Below are 22018 nucleotides of genomic sequence, written 5' to 3'. Positions count from 1 at the left end.
TGTATATCTTAATTCCACGTCTCACTAAATTCATTGTTATGGTGTCCGGCCTCACCCGGTGCCGCGCTCATGAATACCTGATCTAACTTATCGGGTACGACGATTACGGTGAAACCCTCATTAATTCTGTTGTCAGCATAACTTTCTGGTGTGCGGAATATCACTCGTATTACGGGAGATAGCACAACGTGAATTAGCATCATTTTAAGCAGGCGGCTGATATAAATATCCCTGTCGCAGCAAGTTATTTAATCAAACGGTATTGCTGTGCTGGCACTTTCCGCGGTAGTGGGAAAAGCCAGACAAACTGTACGAAAAAATAAAGCCGGGTAATGTCGGTTTTATTGTGTACGTAGCAAACACGCATGGTCATTCATTGCCATGTATTTTCCAATCGAGACGTAAGGATATTCTATAAATGAGTACTTTTACTGTAGTACCCGCAAATCAGTCTGCAGATAATAATGCGAAAATGATTTATCAGTGGTTGAGTGGTCTGTCCGATCGACAGGGTAAAAAGCTCATTTCAGGTATTTTTGGTGGCTATAGCAATATCGGCGGCGTCGATGCTTTTTCCCTGCAACAAGGAAAAGACCTGCAGGCCCTGACCGGGAAATTCCCGGCTATTTATAGCGCTGACTATGCCCGTGGCTGGGATGCCTGTACCCCTGGAGAGGAAGCCAGTTTGATCGATTTTGGTTGTAATGCCGATCTGATCGACCACTGGAAAAAAGGCGGACTGGTTGCGATCAGTCACCATTTACCAAACCCTTGTTTTGCGGGGAATAATCCTGGTGATGGAAAGGGGGCTCTCAAGCATCCTGTGAGTAATGATGAATTTTCTGCAATCTTACAGTCTGGAACACCGGCGCGTGGGCGCTGGCTGGCAATGCTTGATAAGGTCGCTCAGGGCCTACAGCAACTGAATGAGAAAGGTGTCACCGTCTTTTATCGACCCTTGCATGAGATGAATGGCGAGTGGTTCTGGTGGGGGGCAACCGGTGAGAATACAAACGATACTGTACGTATGGATCTGTATCGACGCCTGTATCAGGATATCTTTAACTATTTCGTTAAAACGAAAGGGTTAAACAATTTACTCTGGGTCTTCTCTCCTGATGCAAACCGGGATTATAAGACATCTTATTACCCTGGCGCAGAGTATGTTGATATTACTGGCCTGGACTTGTATACAGACAATCCTGCCACTGTAAACGGTTACGATGAAATGGTGGCATTGAATAAGCCGTTTGCCTTTGCAGAAGTGGGGCCATCAACAATTAACGGCCAGTTTGATTATGCAAACTTAGTGAGTGTTATTCTTCAGAAATACCCTAAAGCAACCATGTTTATCCCCTGGAACAATGACTGGAGCCCGCTGAAAAACCTGAATGCCTCTGGTGCATACAATAATGACCGGGTAATAAATCTCGGAGATGTATGGAACGGCAGCGTTTTGAGTTAATGTACGTTCCGGTGTCACGTTGATGCACCATATAAATGGTTGAAGTCGCTGGCCCGATCGTTAACGCTATAGAAGATGCTAAAATGTTCAGAGTCTGGCGACACGATCATCGCGAATATGTCATCCAGATTCTGGGTTAAACGTGAACGGGGGCCAGAAGGTCCCCGTTTTTTTCCTCTGCCTGCGGGAGACTGCAAGATGTTAGCTACGATCCTTGTCGCTATTGTTGCATTAATTCATCTCTACATACTTGTGCTGGAAATGTTCCTGTGGAACACAAAAACAGGCCACAAGGCATTTAATCTCAGCCCTGATTTTGCACGCGACACCCGTGTGCTGGCCGCAAATCAGGGGTTGTATAACGGTTTTCTGGCAGCGGGACTGCTCTGGGGACTGTGGCTTGGTGAAAGCGGTGTTCCTGTGGTCTTCTTCTTTTTGACCTGCGTGTTGATTGCGGGCATTTACGGTGCCATGACCGCCAGCCGAAAAATACTCTATGTTCAGGCTTTACCGGCGCTGGCTGCATTGATTGCATTGTGGTTGCGTTGATTAACAAGGCTTTGGTCTAAGAGTGCCGTCCGATATACTCAGGCATTACCCTTAAAGGTCATAGAAGAGACTGTTTATGCACAATGAAATTCCACTTAAATATTATGACATCGTCGATGAATACGCGTCGGAAGCCGCGGAGCCGGTAAGTGAGGCAGAGCGCGATCCTCTTGCCTGTTATTTCCAGTTGCTGCTCACCCGTTTATCGAACAATGAAGAGATCAGCGAGGAAGCCCAGCAAGAGATGGCGAGTGAAGCCGGCATCCGTAGCGCGCGCATTGATGATATTGCGAACTTCCTCAATCAGTGGGGAAATGAATAGTCCGCCTCAAAAACCGTTGTGCTGATGCTTTGCTAAACAGCTCAGCATCACGCTATCGGACCACATGCATTTTTTATCCGGGATGTGCGTTGAGGGTTTACCGATGAGCAGGGCGAAAATAACGATCAGGAAAAAGAGTACCAGCGGAAACAACAGAGAATTTTTCACGTTTTAACCAAATGAGAGTGTGCTTCAGGGTAATCTACGGTCTGAATGTGACGACTATATGTTTTTAGGAAAGAAATGGAAACGTCTGATCTGGAAAAACATTACCACGACACCAACGCTAAGACGCTGGCACTCTGGGAAAAGCGGGACGGTATCGGAGCGGTAAGGGAGCCGTTTTATGCTACGCAAAAGCTCGCACTGGCAACAGGTTTCCAGCCGGAAATGGCCGCGTCTGTCGACATGTTGTTTCGGGAACTGCGGGCGTTGACCCGCCACGACTCGTTAGTAGACCTCCAGCCGCCATCCGGCTTCCATTTCACCTTCGTACCCATAACGCTCCCTTTCTACGACGAGAATGCACCGTTACCGGCGAAGACGCATCAGCTTATCGACGCATGGATCCCTTTTGCCGGTCTGGGTATCACGGTTCGGGAACTCAGGCTGGTGGCATTGCCCAACCAGCTCTTGCTTGCAGGCATACCCGATACACTTGCCGTGAAGCAGCGGCAGGCGTTTTGTGAACGTCTGTTAACCACGGACTGGCAAGAGGCGTTGCGCTTACGCCATGGCAATACCCCTTTACCAGCGCCGTTCTGGCACACTACGCTGTTGCGCTACCAGGCAGACTGTCTGCCTGAATCGCTGAGGGCGTTTTTCCGTGAGCGCCGCATGCAGCGTTACGGTGAGGTTTGCGGAGAACTAAAACTCAACGTCGTGAATTATAACTGGACGCTATGCAGAGCCGTCACGTCGTCAATGTTGACACGTTAACGCGCTGGTTTTTGCTTATCGTTGTTAAGTTGCTGCGTCAGTTCATCAATGGTCAGTGATTTAGAGAAATACCATCCCTGAATCAGGGCATCAGGATACCGGTCTGCGATAAAGCGATATTGCGTTTCGCTTTCCACACCTTCAAAGACGAGCGTTTTATTCAGTCTGGCGAGGGCGTCACTAAAGATGACGAATATATTCTGTTTATAATGCTCATTAATACCATCTACCAGCGATTTGTCTATTTTGATCTCATCGTATTCCAGAAGCGATATGCGGGCGAGGTTAGAGTTTTGTACTCCAAAATCGTCAATTGATATTCTCACACCCAGTGATTTTAACGCCTGACAGAACCCTTCGAGAACATCCGCAGTGGAAACCGCCTTTTCAGAGAGTTCGACTTTTATCAAGGAGAGTGGAATGCTGTTCACTAAACACTCACGACACAGAATCTTAATGAATTGCCCGTCCTCAATCTCGGTTCGACCAATGTTTAATGAAATCACCAGCTGATGTTTAATCGCCAGCGAGGCGATTTCTGCCAGGGATTTTTCGATGATATTGATATAATACTTTTGATACAGGCCAATTTTCTTAATTAAGGGAATAAAGAGCTCAGGCGAGACCTCTCCATGATTGTTATCGCGCCATCTCGACAGAACTTCAACGCCCACCATTTTTTTATCCTGGATTCGAATAATGGGTTGGTAGTTAACGCTGATGGTATTGGCTTTTACCGCGTTAACCAGCGTGCGCTCCAGTGAGAACCGATCTTCATAGATGCGGAAGAAAAACAGCGTGATCGCTATCCAGATGAAAGCCGAAATTGCCGTGAGAAGGGTAAACACCACCAGCGACAACGAAGCCAGCCCTGCGTTGTGATGCTTCACGATCACACACAAATCCCATACGGCGCTGCACTGCGTCAGGGTTAAGGTAAACAGATTCGAATGCAGCCAGCTCTGTTCTTTTATCACCGGGGAGGCTGAGAAAAATGTTCTGCCGAAATCTTTGGTCGTCGTACTCAGTGAATAGTTCGCCGTAATCGGCGTGAACTTATCGTAAGCATAGCGGGAGGTGAATATAATCACGTTATTATAAATTGCCGCATTGCCTGTAAAAAAATCTTTTCTGGAAAACTGTGCCAGAAGAAAACCCCGTGGCGTTTTATGCAGCTCTGCAGGAAGGGCAACGGGAGTGGCGAGTTTACCCCAAAAAGCAGTACAGGCTATTTTCCCCTTTTCAATAAAACCGATATCCCCGAAATAGAGGCTATCTAACTTTATCTGCCTGTAACTATCGAGACTGTTTTTATCACAACCCTGTGTCGTAATGCTTTTGAGCGCCTGCGCCACACTTTGAGAGAGGACTTCTGAATATTGCAAAAGGGAATGGGAAACCTCGAGCTGTTTGCTCTTTTGCTGGGCCACGATAACCGCATTAACCGCGTAGAGAGAGAGGGCGACCAGCAACGTTGAAATGATAGCAACGGCAATGATCTTTTTCATTTTCCAGTGGTCCCGTTCGCTCCCTGATTGCACAAATCTTAACACAGCCAGGGCAAGGCACAAGCCTGATAATAACGGAGGTTTATCTTATTCAGTCAGAGTAACTCATGCGGAAGTACCAGTTTTTTAAGATAAATCTTAACTAAACTTTTCACATTGCTTTAAGCAGCGCAGAGTTTGCCAGGCGATCGCCTTATACAGGTCATAAATGAGCGTTTTTCTCTTAAGGAAAAAATCGTGCGCAACGTTATGCTCCCCATTCTGTGTGCCTTATTTGTGTTTCTGAGTGGCATGCTGATCATTAACTGGCAGTTGTGGCATATGGCCCGGTCAAATTATGCCGAAACCGCCGCCGCAAGCACGCGTAAAATTGAGGCCATTCTTGCTGAGGCTGTCAGTGCTGCAGATACCGCAAAACGGGTCGCCGCTGCAGGGTGTACCGACACCGGACAGCGTGAACTGGGTTCGGAAGCTGCGCTGAAACCGCATCTTCGCGCCATTATGATTGAGCAGCAGGGTAGGATCGTCTGTACCTCCCTTCCCGGAAACGGCGTATTGATTCTTCGCCCGCAGACGCTGCCCAACAAAGGATTGATGCTGCTCCCCGGTAATCGCCTGGTGAACGGCATTCCGGTGTTACTTTTTCAGATGCCCGTCGCGAAAGGGCGCGTTATCGTAAGCGTTAGCGACGCGCATTTGCGGGATGTTATTGCGAGTGCAGCAAACAACACGGGACTGAGGCTGGTTGTTGGCGATAAAGCAATAGCCGGCGCGGGCGATGTGACCGGCTGGCCCCCCGTGAAGTGGGCGGGTTCCTTAACAGCATCGGCACATTTTCCGTTTAGCATGGCCTGGCAGCCTCCCGCCTTTTTCAGCCTGACGCGTTTACTGCATCAGGGATGGAGCCTCATACTGCTTATCCTTGCGTTATCTGTAGCTGTTGGCATTCTTATCCGTCGCTACAGGGGGAAAAGCAGCTCGTTTGAAGACGATCTGCGTAAAGCCATCATCCACGGCGAGATCGTTCCGTACTATCAGCCGATCGTGAATGGCGATACCGGCGGTTTGTATGGCGTGGAAGTGCTGGCAAGGTGGAAGCACCCAAAATCAGGCTTTATCCCACCGGATGTTTTTATTCCGATTGCCGAGCGCAGCGGTCTGATAATTCCGCTGACCAAAAGTTTAATGGCGAAAGTGGTGACCGAGCTTAAGCCGCTTTTGCCTAAGTTGCCGGACGGATTTCACATCGGGGTGAACATCAGCGCCAGACACATCAATGCGCCTTCTTTTATCGCTGACTGCCGGGTCTTTGGAAAAGGCTTTTATGGTAAAGAGGTCAAACTGGTTCTCGAAGTGACCGAGCGTGAACCGCTGATCGATAATCCTCATCTGGTGGAAAATCTCAATGCGTTACATAACGCCGGTTTCGTCATTGCGCTTGATGACTTTGGGACCGGGTATTCCGGACTCTCCTGTCTGCACGCGCTGGCGATTGATTATATTAAAATCGATAAAAGTTTCGTGAACCGGGTATCAGAGGCGAAAGACTCTACGATCCTGCTGGACTGTGTGATTGACCTGGCGAAAAAACTCTCACTGCATATCGTGGCTGAAGGGGTAGAAACGAAGGAGCAACTGGACTACCTCAACCGTAATCAGATTACCCTGTTGCAGGGATACTATTTTGGTAAACCGGTCTCGTATAAAGAATTTATTAAAGTCATCTTATCTAAGCCCCTGGAGAAGGTCAGTCTGTAAGAGATTTTTTTCTGTGAAAGGGGCCCCAGTAATAATATCTGATGCCCGTTTGCGAAAAGCGAAATATCATCAGATTTCTGTTGTATGCTTAAGTGCAATTCATTTTCCTCTTATCCTGAGCTTTGTTACAGTGACTCTAGTTGTCAGCCAGGGATGTCAGGCGTGATAAGGTGGAAGAGCTCGTGCATGTGAAAAATACTTTTTACACAACAACTATTACCGTCATCATTGTCTCATTGATCATTTCGCTGTCGCTTGCCGTCCAAATTACCACGTCCAGGCAGCAGTCAATCCAGCAAATAAACACCAGCGTTGCCAACCTGAGCCATACCTTAGACGTGTACAGCGAAGGGATCATGCGCCAAAGTGAAATGTTGATTACTTCGGTTTCCGACATAATCAAAATTTATGGCATGACCCCACAACAGGCCAAAAATATCCAGCGGATGATAAGCAATCAGGATAATCTTCTTATCCAGATAAATAATGTGGTTGTTTACGATGCGCAAGGGAATATTTTTACGGCACTGCATGAAAGTTTTTCCGGGCCCCGTAAAGGGGTGGACAGGTCGTTTTTTATCTACCACAAAGAAAATAAGAGCCAGCAGATTTTTATTGGCCAGCCGGTGGTCAGCAGAACGAATGGTAAATGGGTCATAACCATTAGTCGTCGGCTGGAAACCCCTACCGGCGCGTTTAACGGTGTCGTTGTGGTTACGCTGGGTATCGAAAATTTTCTGGCGTTATACGGGCAGATCAATATTGGTCACTCAGGCGTGATCGGCTTAACAACCCAGTCAGGCGTGTTGCTGGTACGTCATCCGTTTAAAAATAATTACATCGGCGCGATTGTTTCGGATTCGCCTCTCTTCAGGACATACCTCAAGGTACAAAACGCGGGTATCGCCAGCTCTGTCTCACGGTTTGATAAAATCGAACGCATTTATGCTTTCGAGAAGAACAAGCGCTACGGGCTCGTCACCACCGTGGCGGTCAGTACGCACGAAGCACTCGCCCCCTGGCGCAAGCAGGCTCTCCAGCTTTCTGTACTCATTTTGGTTTTTACCGCGATACTCATTGCGGCGTCCTGTTTCCTTTATTCCGATTTATCCAGAAAAACACGGGATAACAGAGCGCTGAAGATTATTGCGTCTGAAGATGCGCTAACCGGACTTTTCAACCGACGCATTTTTGATGAAAAAATTCTGTCAGAAATTGCGGCCTGTGCGGCCAGCGACGCCCCGATTTCGGTGTTGATTGTCGATGTGGACTACTTCAAAAAATACAACGATAACTATGGTCATCCCGAAGGGGACCGCTGTTTAACCCTGCTGGGAAATAGCCTCAGGGAGAGCCTGAACCGGGACAACCAGGTTGTGGCGCGCTATGGTGGGGAAGAGTTTGCACTGATCCTGCCAGACACGGATATCCAGGAAGCGCTCCGCCTCGGTCAGACGATCATTCGCAATGTCTTTTCGCTGCATATTGAACATGCTTTCAGTCCCTTCGGGCGGGTCACGGTTAGCGTCGGGATCTCCACTGCGCGTGCCGTGGATATCGCGGGCAGCCAGCAGAACATCATTATAGCCGCCGACCAGGCGCTCTATCAGGCAAAACGTGCAGGGCGAAACCGGCACGCTTTTGTTGCGGTGTAGGCAAAAAAAAGCCCACTCTAGAGTGGGCAAGAAATACTGGAAGCAATGTGAGCAATGTCGTACTGAATACCTGAGCGTTTCACTCAACTATTCAGTGTTGAGAAAGATAATCTTTCTCAACAAAAGATGCAACCCCACATTTCTTGTGGTGCTGTTGATGAATAAACGCGCACTCTCTCACTGTGATGCTTATCACAAATTTCCTTTCTGAAATCCTGTGCTATCCTTTCTTGTGTCGTTGATTTAATGACAAAAACCATACGGAGAGGAAACTTATGGGAATTTTATCCTGGATTATCTTTGGGCTTATTGCAGGTATTCTGGCGAAGTGGATTATGCCGGGCAAAGATGGCGGTGGGTTTATCGTCACCGTAATACTGGGGATTATCGGTGCAGTGGTGGGCGGTTGGATCAGTACGCTGTTCGGCTTTGGTAAGGTCGATGGCTTTAACTTCGGCAGCTTCGCTGTCGCGGTGATCGGTGCGTTGGTTGTTCTGTTTATCTACAGAAAAATCAAAAGCTAAGCCTGATAAATGTTGAAAAAGGCTGCCATATGGCGGCCTTTTTACGTGGTGGGTTTACCACCAGCCTAGCTGCGAGCCTGCAACAGCCACGATTGCCACGATCAGCATAATGAGGGTTGTTTTTCTCATTTATGCCCCCGGAGCAGCGTAACCACCGACAAAAAACCAGGCCAAAAACACTACCGCCGTTATAAAAATAACGACCGGGAAGAGGATCCCTATTCTCATACCATCACCTGTTTCGGTTTTTATAACGCCGTAGAGTGTACGGGGTTAATCCATCGCGAGAAAGCGCGTTTTACTTTTTCCTTTCTTATGCTGATACATCGCGACATCAGCCGCGCGTAACGCACTGTCCGGATCGGTCACGGTGGGGTCAACTTCAATCACACCGAAGCTGGCGCCAGGATAAATAATGTTGACGCTCCCCAGCCAGTATTCTCCTGCAATACGGGCGTCGAGGCGCGTTTTAAGCAGGTTAATCTGTGTGCTCTCACCCGTACTGTTGGTCTGGCTAAGCGAGGCCACCAGAAACTCATCACCGCCCAGCCTGCCAATTATTTCGTCCGCCTGTTTTTCTTCAGTCAGACGTTTACCCACTTCAATCAGGAACCGATCGCCTGATTCATGCCCGTAACGGTCGTTAATCAGCTTGAAATCATCAAGGTCGATAAACGCGATGATGGCGTTGCGTTTAAGGTGCTTTGCCAGTGAAAACAGGGTCGTCAGCTCTTCGAAGATGGCGCGGCGGTTTGGTAATCCGGTGAGGGCATCGGTATAAGAGTGCGCAATGAGTGCCGCATTGGCTTCCCGAAGCTGGATCACCAGCGACTCTTTCTGAATATACTGGGCAATCAACCCGGCGAATAATTTCAAAACTTGTTCACCGCGATCGCTGGGATGTTTCTTTTCTGTGCTGGTGGCGCAGAGCGTGCCATAGAGTGAACCATCCGCAAGGTGAATAGGAATACTCATGTAGGTTGTAATGCCAAGGGCTTTCGCGGCATCGCAATCCGGCCAGCGCTCAGCCACCTCGTTACTGAACAACGTACCACTCTCAATGGCGCGCTTACACAGCGTGTCGCCCCAGGGAACGCTCAGCCCCTCAGGGATCTGCATCTGCTTGCTGTTGCGGGCGTAGAGGATATGCTGCAGCCGCGCATTGATATCGACCTTTGTCAGGTAGGTGGACTCCATTTCAGTCACAATCTCCAGCATCTCCAGCAGCTGGCGGACGAGACTTTCAAGGGACTGCTCAGTGGCGAGCGTTTCTGAAACACGGGCAAGGATAATATCCGACATGACGTAGGCTCACTCCCATGCAGAAGACGTCTGCATCTGCATGTTATGCTGAATTTTTCGACTTCGGGCATAGTAAAACATGAATATAAAAATTTTAATATTCATCACAGGGGAGCGGGGGAGAAAAAAAGCCCCGATGTTGAGACCGGGGCAAAGACATCTTGATTACGGAATGATGTTCTCTGGTCATTGAGAACACGTGCCACTGTAGTGTGGAAAAGTGCAGTTAAGATGGAGAAATCGTGGAGAAAGCGGCGATGACCCGTTACCCTTAAAATCTGATGAAGTTAAAAGGATCAATGAGATGAGATTACTGCTTCTGGCACTGGCGTTACCGCTGGCCGCCTGTACCTCCAAAACATCCCCGCCTGATGCCCCGAAACCGCCCCATGTTATCGGGATGGCTAATCCCGCCTCCGTCTACTGCCTGAATAAAGGCGGGGAACAGGTCCCGGTTCAGAGCCCGCAAGGGGTTCGCACGGAGTGCAAGTTGCCCGGTGGCGAAGTGATCGATGAATGGGCGCTTTATCGTCGCGATCATCCGCAACCTGCCAGGTGACAGCGGGACAGTGGCTGCGGTACACTTCTCTTTAGGATTATTCTTAGCCTTTCGATGGCTACCGTTATCGTGAGAGAAGTATGTTTCAGCTTAAACCGGGCAGCATGGCGATGATCATCGGTGCCCGCACGGCGTCCGGCCGTCGTAATATTGGTAAATCTGTTGAACTGTTTGGCCTGTGTCAGCCCGGCCAGCGTTTCGTTAATCCGGTCAATGGCGTCATGACGCAGTTACCCACCACCTCGGATCGCGCGCTTTGGCTGGTGACCGGTGATGTCTTCGCGTTTGACAATCAGCACGGCTTTGCGTTTATTCGCGCCGAACATCTGATGCCGCTTACCCCGGATACGGCGCCGCAAATCCTTGATGAACTGATGATCGACTGACTAGACATTACGCAGCCAGTCGGCTAACACCAGGGCGTGATTGTGTTCCTTATCTTTCGCGCCATAGAGAAGGGTTAAGGTCTGCTTGCTGGCCAGCGCCGCAAGACGCAACCCCTCGTCCTTGTGCTGCGCCAGCTCTTCCCGGTACGCCTTGCTGAAGGCGTTGAAATCAAGGGTTTCGCTATGAAACGCCTTGCGTAAATCATTGGACGGGGTGAGCGTTTTACACCATTCATCATACGCGAGATCGGTTTTCTTCACGCCACGCGGCCAGAGTCTGTCTACCAGCACCCGATAACCATCGTCCGGGCTTGCCTGTTCGTATACGCGTTTACACTGGATCATCTTTTCTCCTCACCTGCGGCAAAACGTTCTGCGTATTACTCTAGCACTTTGTCTTTACCCACCCAATTTAAGGTATTGTGATAATTGCAGAAGATCGGTAGTCTGAGGTTCCTTATGTTATCTGCTAATACTCAGGCATAAGGAACCTTTCATGGAACACCTCCCGGCTAAAACCACACTGCGCATTGCGCTGGTTGGCGATTACAATCCCGATGTTATTGCGCACCAGGCGATCCCGCTGGCAATTGACGACGCCGCTGCCGTTCTTGACCTCACCGCTGATTATGACTGGCTCGCGACCACGGAACTGACCAGCCCGGAAGATCTGGTAGGTTATGACGCTATCTGGCTGGTTCCCGCAAGCCCGTACAAAAACACAGCGGCGGCCTTTATCGCTGCACGCTACGCACGCGAAAACAGCATTCCCTTCCTCGGCACCTGCGGCGGGTTCCAGCATGCGCTGATTGAGTACGCCCGTAATGTGCTGGGCTGGCACGATGCGGCTCACGCCGAAACGGATACCGAAGGCACAATGGTGATTGCGCCATTAACCTGCTCGCTGGTGGAAAAAACCGATGCAATTGAGCTGCGCAACAATACGCTCATCGCCAAAGCCTATGGCAAACCGGAAATCGTGGAGGGATATCACTGCAATTACGGTGTGTCGCCGGAATTTGCACGGGAGTTGGAGAGTGGCGAAATGCGCGTCACCGGCTGGGACGAGCAGGGTGAAATTCGCGCCGCGGAGCTACTGACCCATCCGTTCTTCGTGATCACTTTATTCCAGCATGAACGTGCCGCGCTGGAAGGTCGACCGGTGGTGCTGGTACAGGCAATGCTGCGCGCGGCGCGCGGATAAAAAAGGCAGACCTGGTGGTCTGCCATTCTACTAACGGGGCGTTACCTCCCGGTCACGCCCGGCAAGCATACCGCAAATGGCCATGATCACGGCGGCCAGTGCACAGGCCAGAAGCGGATACCGCCAGTCACCGGCAGCATCGTGAATTTTGCCCATCAACGGCGGGCCACAGGCGGCCAGCAGATAGCCAACCGACTGTGCCATGCCGGACAAGGCCGCGGCCTGATGCGCAGAGCTGGCGCGCAGCCCGATGAAGGTCAGGCCAAGGATCATCGTTGCCCCGGTACCAAAACCAAACACCAGCGTCCACATGACCGCCATTCCCGGCGCAAACCACAATCCTGCTGCGCTTATCGCGCACAACAGCGCCACGACGCCGGCGATTGCTCGCTGATCCTTCAGACGATGGAGGATCAGCGGGACAGCGAGACCCGGAACGGCGGTGGCCAGCTGTAAGAGTCCGTGCACAGAACCCGCCTGGGCTTCGCTATACCCGTGGCTGAGCAGGATCGCCGGTAGCCAGCCGATGATAACATAGTAAATCAGCGAGTTAATTCCCAGAAAAAGGGTGACCTGCCAGGCGAGGGCAGAGCGCCAGATGGCGCGGTTATGTAACGCGCCTGCACCGGTCACCGTCGCAACGTGTTTCTGACGCCACTGTGGCAGCCAGAGCAGTAACGCCGCCAGCGGAAAGGCCATCAGCATTAGCAGGGCGCCATGCCAGCCGGCTTCCCCTTGCGCCAGCGGAACAATCAGTGCGGAACCTAACGCCGCGGAGATCCCCATTGTCAGGGAATACGCGCCGGTGAGTCTGGCAACCTGTCCCGGGAAGTCACGTTTAATTAACCCAGGCAAAAGCACATTGCCCAGTGCGATACCGCAGCCAATCACCGCCGTACCGATGAAAAGCAGGGGGGCGGAAGGCAGGGAGCGCACAGCAATGCCGACGCAAATCAGCAGCAGGGCGATAAACAGGCTGCGCTCCATGCCGATACGCCGGGCAACACCTGCGGCGAGCGGGGAGATAAGGGCGAAAGCCAGCAGAGGCAGGGTGGTCAGCAGACCGGTTTGCGCTGTACTCAAGCCATAATCGAGACGAATGGTATCGAGCAGCGGTGCTGCTCCGGTAAAGGTGACGCGAAGCGTAGTGGCAATCATCAGGATACCTGCGATCAGCAGCGCGCCCTGTTTTCCTGAAACCCGAATTGCAGTAGTCATTGTGTTCTCATACGTTCAAGCGAGCGCACACAATACCGATTTTCTCCACGGTTGAAATCAGGCTAAAATGACAGTTTATCGCTAATATCGGACAACCTGATGATTGGTCTCGGACTGGACGGCTACGATCCCGATAGCCAGCATGATGCGGCTGTCGCGTTTCGCATCCGCGTGGTGGCGGAGGAACAATACATTCCGCGACACCAACATCGTAAGGGACAGCTGATTCTGGCGCTGGGGGGAGCCATTACCTGCGAAGTGGAAAACGCCATGCTGATGGTACCGCCCCAATATGCCGTGTGGATCCCTGGCCAGATGCCGCACAGCAATAAGGCCACGCCGGGTGCCCAGCTTTGCTTTTTGTTTATTGAACCCGGAGCGGTAAGTTTGCCCGATCGCTGCTGCACCCTGAAGATCTCCCCTCTGGTGCGGGAACTGATCTTATCGCTGGCGGAAAAATCACGTGAAGCGCTTTCGCTTGCTGCCACATCGCGTCTGGTGGATGTTCTTTTTGACGAGCTACCGCTGCAGCGTCAGGAACATTTGCAACTGCCCGTTTCGCCTCATCCAAAAATCCGGCTGATGAGCGAGAAGATGGCGGTAGAGCCTGCCGCCTGGCAGACGCTGGCGCAATGGGCGAGCCACTTCGCCATGAGTGAGCGCAATCTGGCGCGCCTGGTGGTGAAAGAGACGGGCCTGAGCTTTCGCCGCTGGCGGCATCAGCTGCAGCTTATTGTGGCGTTACAGCTGTTGATTGGGGGAAAGTCGGTACAGCAGGTGGCACAGTCGCTGGGGTACGACTCCACCACCGCGTTTATCACGATGTTTAAGAAGGGGCTGGGGCAGACGCCAGCGCGGTATATAGCCAGCCTGACTATGACTTCCCGATAAACAGTGAGACCAGCCCGGCTGCAATCAGCGGGCCCACCGGAACGCCACGAAAGAGCGCCACGCCCAGCACGGTTCCCACCAGCAGACCGGCCACCAGCGAGGGCTGGCTGCTCATCAGCGTTACGCCACGCCCGCCCAGCCACGAGACAAAAACGCCTACCGCTATCGCTATCAGCGATTTCCAGTTTACAAACGAGTGCAGCAGCGTTGAGGCAGGCAGCGTACCGCTGGCGATAGGTGCCATCACCCCAATGGTCAGAATGATGATCCCGATGGTGAGACCTTGTTTTTCTATCCACGGGAAAAAGGTGTTTAACGGGGTCACGCGCACAATGATCAGCACCAGAATTGAGATAGCGACGGTGGTGTTATGGCTGACAAAGCCAAGCGCAGCGAGGGCCAGAAGAATGAGCAGAGTTGGGTCAAACATAAGGAATCCTTGCCAAAAGAGTAAGCCTGCTTACTTTACGCGGAAACACGGCTGAAGACAGTTTTTAAAAAGATTTTACTGCTGTCATAACCCTGTCATTTACGGGGGATAAAACAGAGGCAGGCATCGAAAAAGGGTCGCAAAAATGTACGATCACATGTTTGTCGAAACGCTGATCATCTCTTCATCGTTTTTCGCTGTTGCCATTATCCTGGTCGCGTCAGTTATTTTTCTGGAAAAAAAAGGCTGACGGGATGCCAGCCTACACGATTACGCTTTATGGAACGTCACCAGCTCAGGACGGGGGATACGCAAATAATCCTGCGTATCCATAATCACGGATTTTTCCAGCAGACCGGCGTTAAACGCGATTTCATCGAAACGCTCGAACAGGAGCGGGTCGGCCACCAGTGCCAGATCGGGATGGAAGCTAAAAGGCGGAATGGCGCCAAAAACGCAGGCGGTCAGGGTATCGACTTCGGCAGGGCTTGCGAGAGACGCTTTTATCCCCCCAAAATGGCTGGCAAGCTGGCTTAAATCGGCCTGCAGATCGGCGGCGAGGATCGCCAGAACGTGTTTTTTTACGCCGTTTCCCTTCACCTTACAGACCAGTGCTTTTGCCCCTTGCCCCAGATCGGTTCCGCGGATCTCACTCACCGCTTCACATTTCCCCACGGCGTCATGCTCCATGACGCGAAATCGCGCGCCCTGCTGGGTTAACAACGTAATGAGTTGCTGGTGGGTTGTTGTTCCCTTAACGTCATCAGACATAGCGATTTACCTGTTAAATACCAATACGCAGCGTTTAACCTTAGCACAGAATATTTCGCCGTTGGGATAGGCAGGACGCAAAGAAAACAGCCAGCGGATTCGCTGGCTGTTGGGTCAGGCATTGCTGTTGGCTGACTGTTTATGGAACAGTTCCCTGAACACCGGATAGATATCATCCTGATCGCGGATATGCTGCATGGCAAAGTTATCAAACATCGATTGCAGATGTTCATACTCACGCCACAGCGTCTGGTGAGCACGGCGGGTAATTTCGATATAGCTGTAGTAACGCACCACCGGCAGAATTTTCTTCGCCAGAATATCGTGACACAGCGGGGAGTCATCTGCCCAGTTATCGCCATCTGATGCCTGCGCGGCATAGATGTTCCACTGCGCCGGGTCGTAACGCTCTTTCACCACTTCATCCATCAGTTTCAGAGCGCTCGACACGATGGTGCCACCGGTCTCCTGCGAGTAGAAGAACTCATGTTCATCCACCTCTTTCGCCTGAGTGTGGTGGCGAATATAGACCACTTCCACGTTCTTATAGGTTCTGCTCAGGAACAGATAGAGCAGGATATAAAAACGCTTCGCCATATCCTTGGTGGCCTGGTCCATCGAGCCGGAGACATCCATCAGACAGAACATGACCGCCTGGCTCGACGGTTCGGGGCGTTTTTCGTAATTTTTGTAGCGCAGGTCGAAGGTGTCGATAAACGGTACCCGGTCTATTTTAGCCCGAAGTTCGGCTATCTCTTTGCGCAGGCGTTCCTCTTCCAGCAGTTGCGCCGGTTCAGTATTTTCCACCACCTTCAGGCTGCTCTCCAGCTCGCGGAGTTCGCGCCGTTTACCTGCCGTCATGGCCGTGCGTCGCGCCAGAGAGTTCTGCAGCGAGCGGACCACGCTGATGTTGGCGGGCACGCCGTTTGCGGTATATCCCGCGCGATGGGTTTTGTACTCGTTAAGCTGACGATGCTGGTTCTTTTTCAGATTCGGCAGCGCCAGATCCTCAAACAGCAGGTCGAGATACTCATCTTTTGAAATCTGGAAGACAAACTCATCCTGTCCTTCACCGTCCTGGCTGGCCTGTCCCTGACCGCTTCCTGAACCGCCCCCGCCGCCTTGCGGGCGCTCGATTCTGTCGTTCTGCACGAAGTGGTCATTACCTGGGTGTACGCGATGGCGCAGGCCGCCACGTCCCTGATGAAACATCGGTTCGCTGATGTCATCGGTGGGGATGGAGACAGATTCGCCGCTGTCGACGTCGGTCACCGAGCGTTTGTTGATGGCCTCGGAGATCGACTGTTTAATTTGCGCTTTATAACGGCGCAAGAAGCGCTGGCGATTTACCGTGCTCTTGTTTTTGCCGTTAAGACGACGGTCAATAAACCAGGTCATATATCCCCCGTACTGCATTTGCCAACTTGCAGTGTCCGGACGTGCCGGACATTTTTGTAGCCCAGCAGGCGTATGCGCTACCGGGCACTTGTACTTGTATTAAGACGATTTACGTACGCGCAGATACCATTCGCAGAGCAGGCGAACCTGTTTGCGGGTGTAGCCTTTCTCCATCATACGGTCGACAAAATCGTCGTGCTTTTTCTGCTCATCGGTTGACGTTTTGGTGTTAAACGAAATCACCGGCAACAGCTCTTCGGTATTGGAGAACATTTTCTTCTCGATTACCGTGCGCAGTTTCTCGTAGCTGGTCCAGTTCGGATTACGTCCGTTGTTATGCGCTCTGGCGCGCAGGACGAAGTTCACAATCTCGTTACGGAAGTCTTTCGGGTTACTGATCCCGGCCGGCTTCTCGATTTTTTCCAGCTCTGCGTTCAGGGATTCCCGGTCGAACAGCTGGCCGGTATCCGGGTCGCGGTACTCCTGATCCTGGATCCAGAAGTCAGCATAGGTGACATAACGGTCAAAAATGTTCTGCCCGTACTCTGAATAAGACTCCAGGTAGGCGGTCTGGATCTCTTTGCCGATGAACTCCGCATATTTCGGGATCAGGTAGCCTTTCAGGAACTCAAGGTAGCGTTCAGCCTGTTCCTGCGGGAACTGCTCGCGTTCAATTTGCTGCTCCAGCACGTAGAACAGATGAACCGGGTTGGCCGCCACTTCCGCATGGTCGAAGTTAAACACGCGGGAGAGGATCTTAAAGGCGAAACGCGTGGACAGACCGTTCATCCCTTCGTCCACACCGGCGTAGTCGCGGTACTCCTGATAAGACTTCGCTTTCGGGTCGGTATCTTTCAGGCTTTCCCCGTCATACACGCGCATTTTCGAGTAGATGCTGGAGTTTTCCGGCTCTTTCAGGCGCGAGAGAATGGAGAAGCGCGACAGCGTTTCCAGGGTGCCCGGTGCGCAAGGTGCGTGTACCAGCTCACTGTGGTTAAGCAGTTTCTCGTAAATTTTGATCTCTTCGGAGATCCGCAGGCAATAAGGCACTTTGACGATGTAGACACGGTCAAGGAACGCCTCATTGTTTTTGTTATTACGGAAGGAGACCCACTCAGATTCGTTTGAGTGTGCGAGGATAATGCCGTTAAACGGCAGGGCGGAAATACCTTCCGTACCGTTGTAGTTGCCTTCCTGGGTGGCCGTCAGCAGCGGATGCAGCACTTTAATCGGTGCTTTAAACATCTCGACGAACTCCATAATCCCCTGGTTGGCGCGGCACAGCGCACCCGAGTAACCGTAGGCATCCGGGTCGTTTTGCGCGTAGTTTTCCAGCTTACGAATATCGACTTTACCCACCAGAGCGGAGATATCCTGGTTGTTCTCATCCCCCGGTTCAGTTTTGGCGATAGCAATCTGTTCCAGAATGGATGGCCACACCTTGACGACGCGGAATTTGGTGATATCCCCACCAAACTCGTGCAGGCGTTTTGCCGCCCAAGGCGACATGATGGTGCCAAGGTAGCGCCGCGGAATACCAAACTCTTTATCCAGAATTTGCGCATCTTCTTGCGGATTAAACAGGCACAGCGGATGGTCATTCACCGGGCTGCGTTCACCGTTAGCGCTCAGCACATAGATAGGGACGCGCTGCATCAGTGATTTCAGACGTTCAGCCAGTGATGATTTACCCCCACCCACAGGGCCGAGTAAATAAAGGATCTGTTTCTTCTCTTCCAGACCCTGGGCGGCATGCTTCAGGTAGGAGACAATCTGTTCGATGGCATCTTCCATACCATAGAACTCTTCAAACGCCGGGTAGCGGGCGACCACCCGATTCGAAAAGAGACGGGAAAGCCGAGGTTCCAGGGCAGTATCAACCATGTTTGGCTCACCAATAGCCATTAATAGCCGTTCTGCCGCATTGGCATAGGCACTGCGATCTTGCCGACAAATGGTAAGAAACTCCTGCAGTGTGAACTCTTCGTCCTTGGCAGCTTCATAACGCTGGCGATAGTGATCGAATATATTCATGGCATGCCGTCCTTTCGTTTTTTAGCACAGGATAAGAGCCGTTCGTATGAGTAGTGGAGGCTCCCGGAAGAGAATCTCTCGCACCTCACTGCCAGAGCAGCAACCTGTGTGCCAGGTCAGACGCTAAGAACCGCAGGGTGTTCAGAAAAAACTCTTCTTAATTTAAAGCGTAGATGGCATTTGCAAAACTTGCATGCCGATAAAATCTAATTTCAATGACATATCAATAACTCATCCAAAAATTTACCCTGCTGTTTTAGGGTAAAAGCACGTTTTTCATTCAGTAGTCATATAAATGAAAGCAGGCTGTCACCTGAAAAGTTGAAAATAACGGGTTAATCAGACTGATTAGCAGGCAAAAAATTTTGGGATGTACGACAATGGCGGTTAAACTTCTCTCGCTGATTATTTGACTACAGGAAAGAATGGATTGTGACCAAACTCAAACTTCTGGCATTGGGCGTACTTGCCGCAACCGCTGTTAGCACCGCACAGGCGGCGGAAAGTCAGTGGATTGTTGGCGCGGGCGTTGGCGTGATTAACAGCCCATACAAACAGTATGATCGTGATGTTTATCCAGTTCCGGTTGTCACCTATGAAGGCGATAACTTCTGGTTCCGCGGTCTGGGCGGTGGCTACTATCTCTGGAATGATACGGCCGACAAGCTCTCCATCATGGCTTACTACGATCCGACGCACTTCAAGCCGGGTGACAGCGACAGCCATGCGCTTCGCCAGCTCGACAAGCGTAAGAGCACCATGATGGCGGGACTCTCTTATGTGCATAACACCGAATATGGCTTCCTGCGTACCGCACTTGCGGGGGATACGCTGGATAACAGCAACGGTTTTATCTGGGATCTGGCCTGGCTCTATCGCTACACCAACGGCGCGTTAACGCTAACCCCGGGTATCGGTGTGCAATATAACAGTGAGAACTACAACGACTACTACTATGGTGTTTCTAAGAACGAATCCCGTCGTAGCGGTCTGAAGAGCTACAGTGCGGACGACGGCTGGGATCCGTACCTTGAACTGACGGCGAGCTATAACTTCCTCGGTGACTGGAACGTCTACGGTACCGGGCGCTATGAGCGTCTGAGCGATGAAGTGAAAGACAGCCCGATGGTTGATAAGTCCTGGGCGGGCATATTCTCAGTCGGTGTGTCCTACAAGTTCTGATTGTGCATTAAAACAGTGCAATCATTGCATCAAAACGGGGCGCTTGCGCCCCGTTTGCATTGGTGTGGTGCAACGAAAAAGAGGGGATGATATGAGCGTAAAAACCGTGACCTTTTCCGCAGGGCGTCCACTTCCGGCTATTGGACAGGGTACCTGGTATATGGGAGAAAAAGCCAGCCAGCGTAAATCCGAAGTGAATGCACTGCGGGCGGGCATTGATCTGGGGTTAACGTTAATTGATACCGCTGAAATGTATGCCGAAGGCGGAGCGGAAGAGGTGGTCGGGGAGGCCATTAAGGGCCAGCGCGACAACGTTTTTCTGGTATCAAAAGTCTACCCGTGGAACGCTGGCGGTCAGAAAGGCCAGGCGGCGTGTGATGCCAGTCTGCGACGTCTCGGGACAGACCATATCGATCTCTACCTTCTGCACTGGCGCGGTAATTATGGCCTGGATGAAACCATTACGCTGATGGACACACTCCAGCAGCAGGGAAAAATTGGCCGCTGGGGCGTCTCAAACCTGGATTATGAAGATATGCAGGCGCTGTGGCGCGAAGAGGGCGGTTCCGCCTGTGCCACTAATCAGGTGCTTTATCATCTGGCGTCACGGGGAATTGAATTTGATCTGCTTCCCTGGTGTCAGCAACAGGCGATGCCGGTGATGGCTTACTGCCCGCTGGCTCAGGCCGGGCGCCTGCGTTCGGGGCTGATGAACCATCCGGTCGTGAATGCCATCGCGCATAACCACCGCGCCACTGCCGCCCAAATTCTGCTGGCGTGGGTTATCCGCCATCAGGGTGTTATTGCCATACCGAAAGCGGCCTCGATTGAGCATGTTAACGCCAACGCTGGAGCGCTGGAGATAACCCTCACCGCGGAAGAACGTCACAAACTGGATAATGCTTTCCCGCCACCCACCCATAAACTCCCGCTGGATGTCGTTTAATCCTGACGCATGCCCCTCTCCTTTACAGGAAGAGGGGCAGAAGCGTATTAGCGCTTCACAATACTGATTGTCTGCCCTAAGCGAGACGGTTTTTCTTCGCTGGTTTTTTGTGGCGCAGTGACGCACGCCGTTTCCACACAGACGAACGTTTTGTAACCGTCATCAGGCACGTCGGCCATACTGACAGAAAGTGCCGGGCCTGGGTTCCAGCCCACCACGTTGCTGTGATGGTGGTGTACCACTTCGATACCACGGTTCAGGGCGCTGTCGTGGATCACGTTGCACGCTTCCGGATGCAGGTAAACGCGGTCAGTACGGTCCGGGAACGTCTGAATGCCGTCGCTCAGTTTTCCTTCTTTCGCGTTATCCACTTTGTCGATAAAGGTATCGCCAAGGCCGCTCACCTTCACAGCGCTGATGTCACCAACGTTGAAATAGGTGTGCAGGGCGGAGGTGGTTTCAAATTCACCGTGCGCTTCCAGTTCGATTTCGCAGGTTTTGCCCAGCTTGAAGCGTGCGTACAGGGTGAAATCGTGCGGCCACAGGGCGCGGGTTTCCTCATTCGCCTGCAGCTCAAAGGTCAGTACCGCACCGTTATCGTCTTCATTGTGCGCTTTCAGCGTCCACTGCTGGTTACGGGCAAAACCGTGAGAAGGCAGGCCTTTCTCAGCGGAAGGACCAAACCATGGCCAGCAAATAGGCACGCCGCCGCGAATCGCATCCCCTTTTTTAAAGGAGGTCGCGTCGCTCAGCCACAGTGCTTCCGTTTCGCCTTCAGGTTTCCAGGAGAGCAGGTGTGCGCCGTTCAGCGCCACGGAGGCTTTTACGCGCGGGTGGTCAACGACGATGATATCCGCACCATCAATCTGGCGACGGGAGAGCACAGGGGTAAGTTGTTCGACTACCGGAAGTGCAAAAATTTTATTAATCATTAAGCAATCCTCTGTCTAAAAACAATAAAAAAGGCGACCGAAGTC

25 protein-coding genes are annotated in these 22018 nt (G+C 51.6%); 14 read left to right on the top strand and 11 right to left on the bottom strand.

Going from position 1 to position 22018, the window contains the following annotated elements; genetic code table 11:
• Positions 1-418 precede the first annotated feature (418 nt).
• From AAIR21_RS05410 to AAIR21_RS05395, 4 genes are all read left to right on the top strand, one after another.
• Complete coding sequence (locus AAIR21_RS05410; protein WP_121340163.1) at positions 419-1465, top strand: glycosyl hydrolase; 1047 nt, start codon at positions 419-421, stop codon at positions 1463-1465.
• A 198-nt stretch (positions 1466-1663) separates the two neighbouring features.
• On the top strand, positions 1664-2014 hold the full coding sequence (locus AAIR21_RS05405) for a DUF1304 domain-containing protein (protein ID WP_020884453.1): 351 nt from the start codon (positions 1664-1666) through the stop codon (positions 2012-2014).
• Between the two features lie 76 nt (positions 2015-2090).
• On the top strand, positions 2091-2336 hold the full coding sequence (locus AAIR21_RS05400; protein WP_014169620.1) for a YmjA family protein: 246 nt from the start codon (positions 2091-2093) through the stop codon (positions 2334-2336).
• Between the two features lie 243 nt (positions 2337-2579).
• Positions 2580-3275: a hypothetical protein gene (locus AAIR21_RS05395; protein WP_047357289.1), complete on the top strand. Its 696-nt coding sequence runs from the start codon at positions 2580-2582 to the stop codon at positions 3273-3275.
• On the opposite strand, the gene AAIR21_RS05390 is transcribed toward AAIR21_RS05395, so the two are convergent.
• Positions 3272-4783, bottom strand: a complete 1512-nt coding sequence (locus tag AAIR21_RS05390) for an EAL domain-containing protein (RefSeq protein ID WP_121340165.1) — start codon at positions 4781-4783, stop codon at positions 3272-3274. The two genes, AAIR21_RS05395 and AAIR21_RS05390, sit on opposite strands and share 4 nt — an antisense overlap.
• Before the next feature lie 237 nt (positions 4784-5020).
• Between AAIR21_RS05390 and AAIR21_RS05385 the strand changes: the two genes are divergently transcribed.
• From AAIR21_RS05385 to AAIR21_RS05375, 3 genes are all read left to right on the top strand, one after another.
• Complete coding sequence (locus AAIR21_RS05385; RefSeq protein WP_121340166.1) at positions 5021-6541, top strand: EAL domain-containing protein; 1521 nt, start codon at positions 5021-5023, stop codon at positions 6539-6541.
• A 182-nt stretch (positions 6542-6723) separates the two neighbouring features.
• Positions 6724-8196 carry a sensor domain-containing diguanylate cyclase gene (locus AAIR21_RS05380; RefSeq protein ID WP_032682013.1) on the top strand — a complete coding sequence of 491 codons (1473 nt, stop codon included), beginning with the start codon at positions 6724-6726 and terminating at the stop codon, positions 8194-8196.
• Positions 8197-8471: 275 nt separating this feature from the next.
• Positions 8472-8720 (top strand): GlsB/YeaQ/YmgE family stress response membrane protein, encoded by a 249-nt coding sequence (locus AAIR21_RS05375; protein WP_006174788.1) that lies wholly within the window; start codon positions 8472-8474, stop codon positions 8718-8720.
• A 54-nt stretch (positions 8721-8774) separates the two neighbouring features.
• Here the strand turns inward: AAIR21_RS05375 and yoaJ are convergent, their stop codons facing one another.
• Genes yoaJ through AAIR21_RS05360 form a run of 3 tightly spaced genes read right to left on the bottom strand, consistent with a single transcriptional unit; the run spans position 8775 to position 10022 of the window.
• Positions 8775-8849 carry a protein YoaJ gene (gene yoaJ, locus AAIR21_RS05370; RefSeq protein ID WP_071605476.1) on the bottom strand — a complete coding sequence of 25 codons (75 nt, stop codon included), beginning with the start codon at positions 8847-8849 and terminating at the stop codon, positions 8775-8777.
• On the bottom strand, positions 8850-8948 hold the full coding sequence (locus AAIR21_RS05365; protein WP_014883431.1) for a YoaK family small membrane protein: 99 nt from the start codon (positions 8946-8948) through the stop codon (positions 8850-8852).
• A 45-nt stretch (positions 8949-8993) separates the two neighbouring features.
• On the bottom strand, positions 8994-10022 hold the full coding sequence (locus AAIR21_RS05360) for a sensor domain-containing diguanylate cyclase (protein WP_040017217.1): 1029 nt from the start codon (positions 10020-10022) through the stop codon (positions 8994-8996).
• A 304-nt stretch (positions 10023-10326) separates the two neighbouring features.
• Here AAIR21_RS05360 and AAIR21_RS05355 point away from each other — a divergent pair, with 304 nt between their 5' ends.
• Together AAIR21_RS05355 and AAIR21_RS05350 are read left to right on the top strand one after the other, a co-directional pair.
• On the top strand, positions 10327-10581 hold the full coding sequence (locus AAIR21_RS05355; RefSeq protein WP_020884447.1) for a putative hemolysin: 255 nt from the start codon (positions 10327-10329) through the stop codon (positions 10579-10581).
• Between the two features lie 80 nt (positions 10582-10661).
• The gene (locus AAIR21_RS05350) at positions 10662-10967 is read left to right on the top strand and encodes a hypothetical protein (protein ID WP_020884446.1); all 306 of its coding nucleotides are present in this window, start codon (positions 10662-10664) and stop codon (positions 10965-10967) included.
• Here AAIR21_RS05350 and AAIR21_RS05345 read toward each other — a convergent pair whose 3' ends face one another.
• Positions 10968-11312, bottom strand: coding sequence for a DUF488 domain-containing protein (locus AAIR21_RS05345; protein WP_014169629.1), 345 nt, complete (start codon positions 11310-11312; stop codon positions 10968-10970).
• Between the two features lie 151 nt (positions 11313-11463).
• On the opposite strand from AAIR21_RS05345, the gene AAIR21_RS05340 reads away from it, so the two are divergent.
• Positions 11464-12171: a CTP synthase C-terminal region-related (seleno)protein gene (locus tag AAIR21_RS05340; protein ID WP_014169630.1), complete on the top strand. Its 708-nt coding sequence runs from the start codon at positions 11464-11466 to the stop codon at positions 12169-12171.
• A 30-nt stretch (positions 12172-12201) separates the two neighbouring features.
• Here AAIR21_RS05340 and AAIR21_RS05335 read toward each other — a convergent pair whose 3' ends face one another.
• On the bottom strand, positions 12202-13389 hold the full coding sequence (locus AAIR21_RS05335) for a CynX/NimT family MFS transporter (protein ID WP_020884445.1): 1188 nt from the start codon (positions 13387-13389) through the stop codon (positions 12202-12204).
• Between the two features lie 99 nt (positions 13390-13488).
• On the opposite strand from AAIR21_RS05335, the gene AAIR21_RS05330 reads away from it, so the two are divergent.
• Complete coding sequence (locus AAIR21_RS05330; protein WP_286079659.1) at positions 13489-14280, top strand: AraC family transcriptional regulator; 792 nt, start codon at positions 13489-13491, stop codon at positions 14278-14280.
• Here the strand turns inward: AAIR21_RS05330 and AAIR21_RS05325 are convergent.
• Entirely contained in the window at positions 14264-14710 is a 447-nt protein-coding gene (locus tag AAIR21_RS05325; RefSeq protein ID WP_014169633.1) for a DUF441 domain-containing protein, read from the bottom strand. The genes AAIR21_RS05330 and AAIR21_RS05325 overlap by 17 nt on opposite strands.
• A 145-nt stretch (positions 14711-14855) precedes the next feature.
• On the opposite strand from AAIR21_RS05325, the gene yoaI reads away from it, so the two are divergent.
• Entirely contained in the window at positions 14856-14960 is a 105-nt protein-coding gene (gene yoaI / locus AAIR21_RS05320) for a small membrane protein YoaI (protein WP_014169634.1), read from the top strand.
• A gap of 20 nt (positions 14961-14980) precedes the next feature.
• Here yoaI and AAIR21_RS05315 read toward each other — a convergent pair whose 3' ends face one another.
• From AAIR21_RS05315 to yeaG, 3 genes are all read right to left on the bottom strand, one after another.
• Positions 14981-15481, bottom strand: a complete 501-nt coding sequence (locus AAIR21_RS05315) for a YbaK/prolyl-tRNA synthetase associated domain-containing protein (RefSeq protein ID WP_434680206.1) — start codon at positions 15479-15481, stop codon at positions 14981-14983.
• 114 nt (positions 15482-15595) lie between these two features.
• The gene (locus AAIR21_RS05310) at positions 15596-16879 is read right to left on the bottom strand and encodes a YeaH/YhbH family protein (protein ID WP_014883442.1); all 1284 of its coding nucleotides are present in this window, start codon (positions 16877-16879) and stop codon (positions 15596-15598) included.
• A gap of 99 nt (positions 16880-16978) precedes the next feature.
• Positions 16979-18913: a protein kinase YeaG gene (gene yeaG / locus AAIR21_RS05305; RefSeq protein WP_014169637.1), complete on the bottom strand. Its 1935-nt coding sequence runs from the start codon at positions 18911-18913 to the stop codon at positions 16979-16981.
• Positions 18914-19345: 432 nt separating this feature from the next.
• On the opposite strand from yeaG, the gene AAIR21_RS05300 reads away from it, so the two are divergent.
• Together AAIR21_RS05300 and AAIR21_RS05295 are read left to right on the top strand one after the other, a co-directional pair.
• Positions 19346-20095, top strand: a complete 750-nt coding sequence (locus tag AAIR21_RS05300) for a MipA/OmpV family protein (protein WP_183516445.1) — start codon at positions 19346-19348, stop codon at positions 20093-20095.
• A 91-nt stretch (positions 20096-20186) separates the two neighbouring features.
• Positions 20187-21041 carry an aldo/keto reductase gene (locus AAIR21_RS05295; RefSeq protein ID WP_020884443.1) on the top strand — a complete coding sequence of 285 codons (855 nt, stop codon included), beginning with the start codon at positions 20187-20189 and terminating at the stop codon, positions 21039-21041.
• 47 nt (positions 21042-21088) lie between these two features.
• Here AAIR21_RS05295 and AAIR21_RS05290 read toward each other — a convergent pair whose 3' ends face one another.
• A complete protein-coding gene (locus AAIR21_RS05290) occupies positions 21089-21973 on the bottom strand; it encodes a D-hexose-6-phosphate mutarotase (RefSeq protein ID WP_014169640.1) in 885 nt (294 codons plus the stop codon).
• Positions 21974-22018 lie beyond the last annotated feature (45 nt).

This window comes from Enterobacter sp. PTB (assembly GCF_051130085.1).
GTDB lineage: Bacteria > Pseudomonadota > Gammaproteobacteria > Enterobacterales > Enterobacteriaceae > Enterobacter > Enterobacter ludwigii.
The sequence above is the reverse complement of the archived record's forward strand: the minus strand, read 5'-3'. Positions and strand labels throughout refer to the sequence as shown.

What these genes read in the sequence shown, in the direction of transcription:
- AAIR21_RS05290 (WP_014169640.1), bottom strand. Translation starts at nt 21,973, where the DNA reads ATGATTAATAAAATTTTTGCACTTCCGGTAGTCGAACAACTTACCCCT.
- AAIR21_RS05315 (WP_434680206.1), bottom strand. Translation starts at nt 15,481, where the DNA reads ATGTCTGATGACGTTAAGGGAACAACAACCCACCAGCAACTCATTACG.
- AAIR21_RS05375 (WP_006174788.1), top strand. Translation starts at nt 8,472, where the DNA reads ATGGGAATTTTATCCTGGATTATCTTTGGGCTTATTGCAGGTATTCTG.
- AAIR21_RS05365 (WP_014883431.1), bottom strand. Translation starts at nt 8,948, where the DNA reads ATGAGAATAGGGATCCTCTTCCCGGTCGTTATTTTTATAACGGCGGTA.
- yoaI (WP_014169634.1), top strand. Translation starts at nt 14,856, where the DNA reads ATGTACGATCACATGTTTGTCGAAACGCTGATCATCTCTTCATCGTTT.
- AAIR21_RS05345 (WP_014169629.1), bottom strand. Translation starts at nt 11,312, where the DNA reads ATGATCCAGTGTAAACGCGTATACGAACAGGCAAGCCCGGACGATGGT.
- AAIR21_RS05325 (WP_014169633.1), bottom strand. Translation starts at nt 14,710, where the DNA reads ATGTTTGACCCAACTCTGCTCATTCTTCTGGCCCTCGCTGCGCTTGGC.
- AAIR21_RS05355 (WP_020884447.1), top strand. Translation starts at nt 10,327, where the DNA reads ATGAGATTACTGCTTCTGGCACTGGCGTTACCGCTGGCCGCCTGTACC.
- AAIR21_RS05295 (WP_020884443.1), top strand. Translation starts at nt 20,187, where the DNA reads ATGAGCGTAAAAACCGTGACCTTTTCCGCAGGGCGTCCACTTCCGGCT.
- AAIR21_RS05395 (WP_047357289.1), top strand. Translation starts at nt 2,580, where the DNA reads ATGGAAACGTCTGATCTGGAAAAACATTACCACGACACCAACGCTAAG.
- yeaG (WP_014169637.1), bottom strand. Translation starts at nt 18,913, where the DNA reads ATGAATATATTCGATCACTATCGCCAGCGTTATGAAGCTGCCAAGGAC.
- AAIR21_RS05405 (WP_020884453.1), top strand. Translation starts at nt 1,664, where the DNA reads ATGTTAGCTACGATCCTTGTCGCTATTGTTGCATTAATTCATCTCTAC.
- AAIR21_RS05360 (WP_040017217.1), bottom strand. Translation starts at nt 10,022, where the DNA reads ATGTCGGATATTATCCTTGCCCGTGTTTCAGAAACGCTCGCCACTGAG.
- AAIR21_RS05335 (WP_020884445.1), bottom strand. Translation starts at nt 13,389, where the DNA reads ATGACTACTGCAATTCGGGTTTCAGGAAAACAGGGCGCGCTGCTGATC.
- AAIR21_RS05410 (WP_121340163.1), top strand. Translation starts at nt 419, where the DNA reads ATGAGTACTTTTACTGTAGTACCCGCAAATCAGTCTGCAGATAATAAT.
- AAIR21_RS05350 (WP_020884446.1), top strand. Translation starts at nt 10,662, where the DNA reads ATGTTTCAGCTTAAACCGGGCAGCATGGCGATGATCATCGGTGCCCGC.
- AAIR21_RS05340 (WP_014169630.1), top strand. Translation starts at nt 11,464, where the DNA reads ATGGAACACCTCCCGGCTAAAACCACACTGCGCATTGCGCTGGTTGGC.
- AAIR21_RS05390 (WP_121340165.1), bottom strand. Translation starts at nt 4,783, where the DNA reads ATGAAAAAGATCATTGCCGTTGCTATCATTTCAACGTTGCTGGTCGCC.
- AAIR21_RS05400 (WP_014169620.1), top strand. Translation starts at nt 2,091, where the DNA reads ATGCACAATGAAATTCCACTTAAATATTATGACATCGTCGATGAATAC.
- AAIR21_RS05310 (WP_014883442.1), bottom strand. Translation starts at nt 16,879, where the DNA reads ATGACCTGGTTTATTGACCGTCGTCTTAACGGCAAAAACAAGAGCACG.
- AAIR21_RS05330 (WP_286079659.1), top strand. Translation starts at nt 13,489, where the DNA reads ATGATTGGTCTCGGACTGGACGGCTACGATCCCGATAGCCAGCATGAT.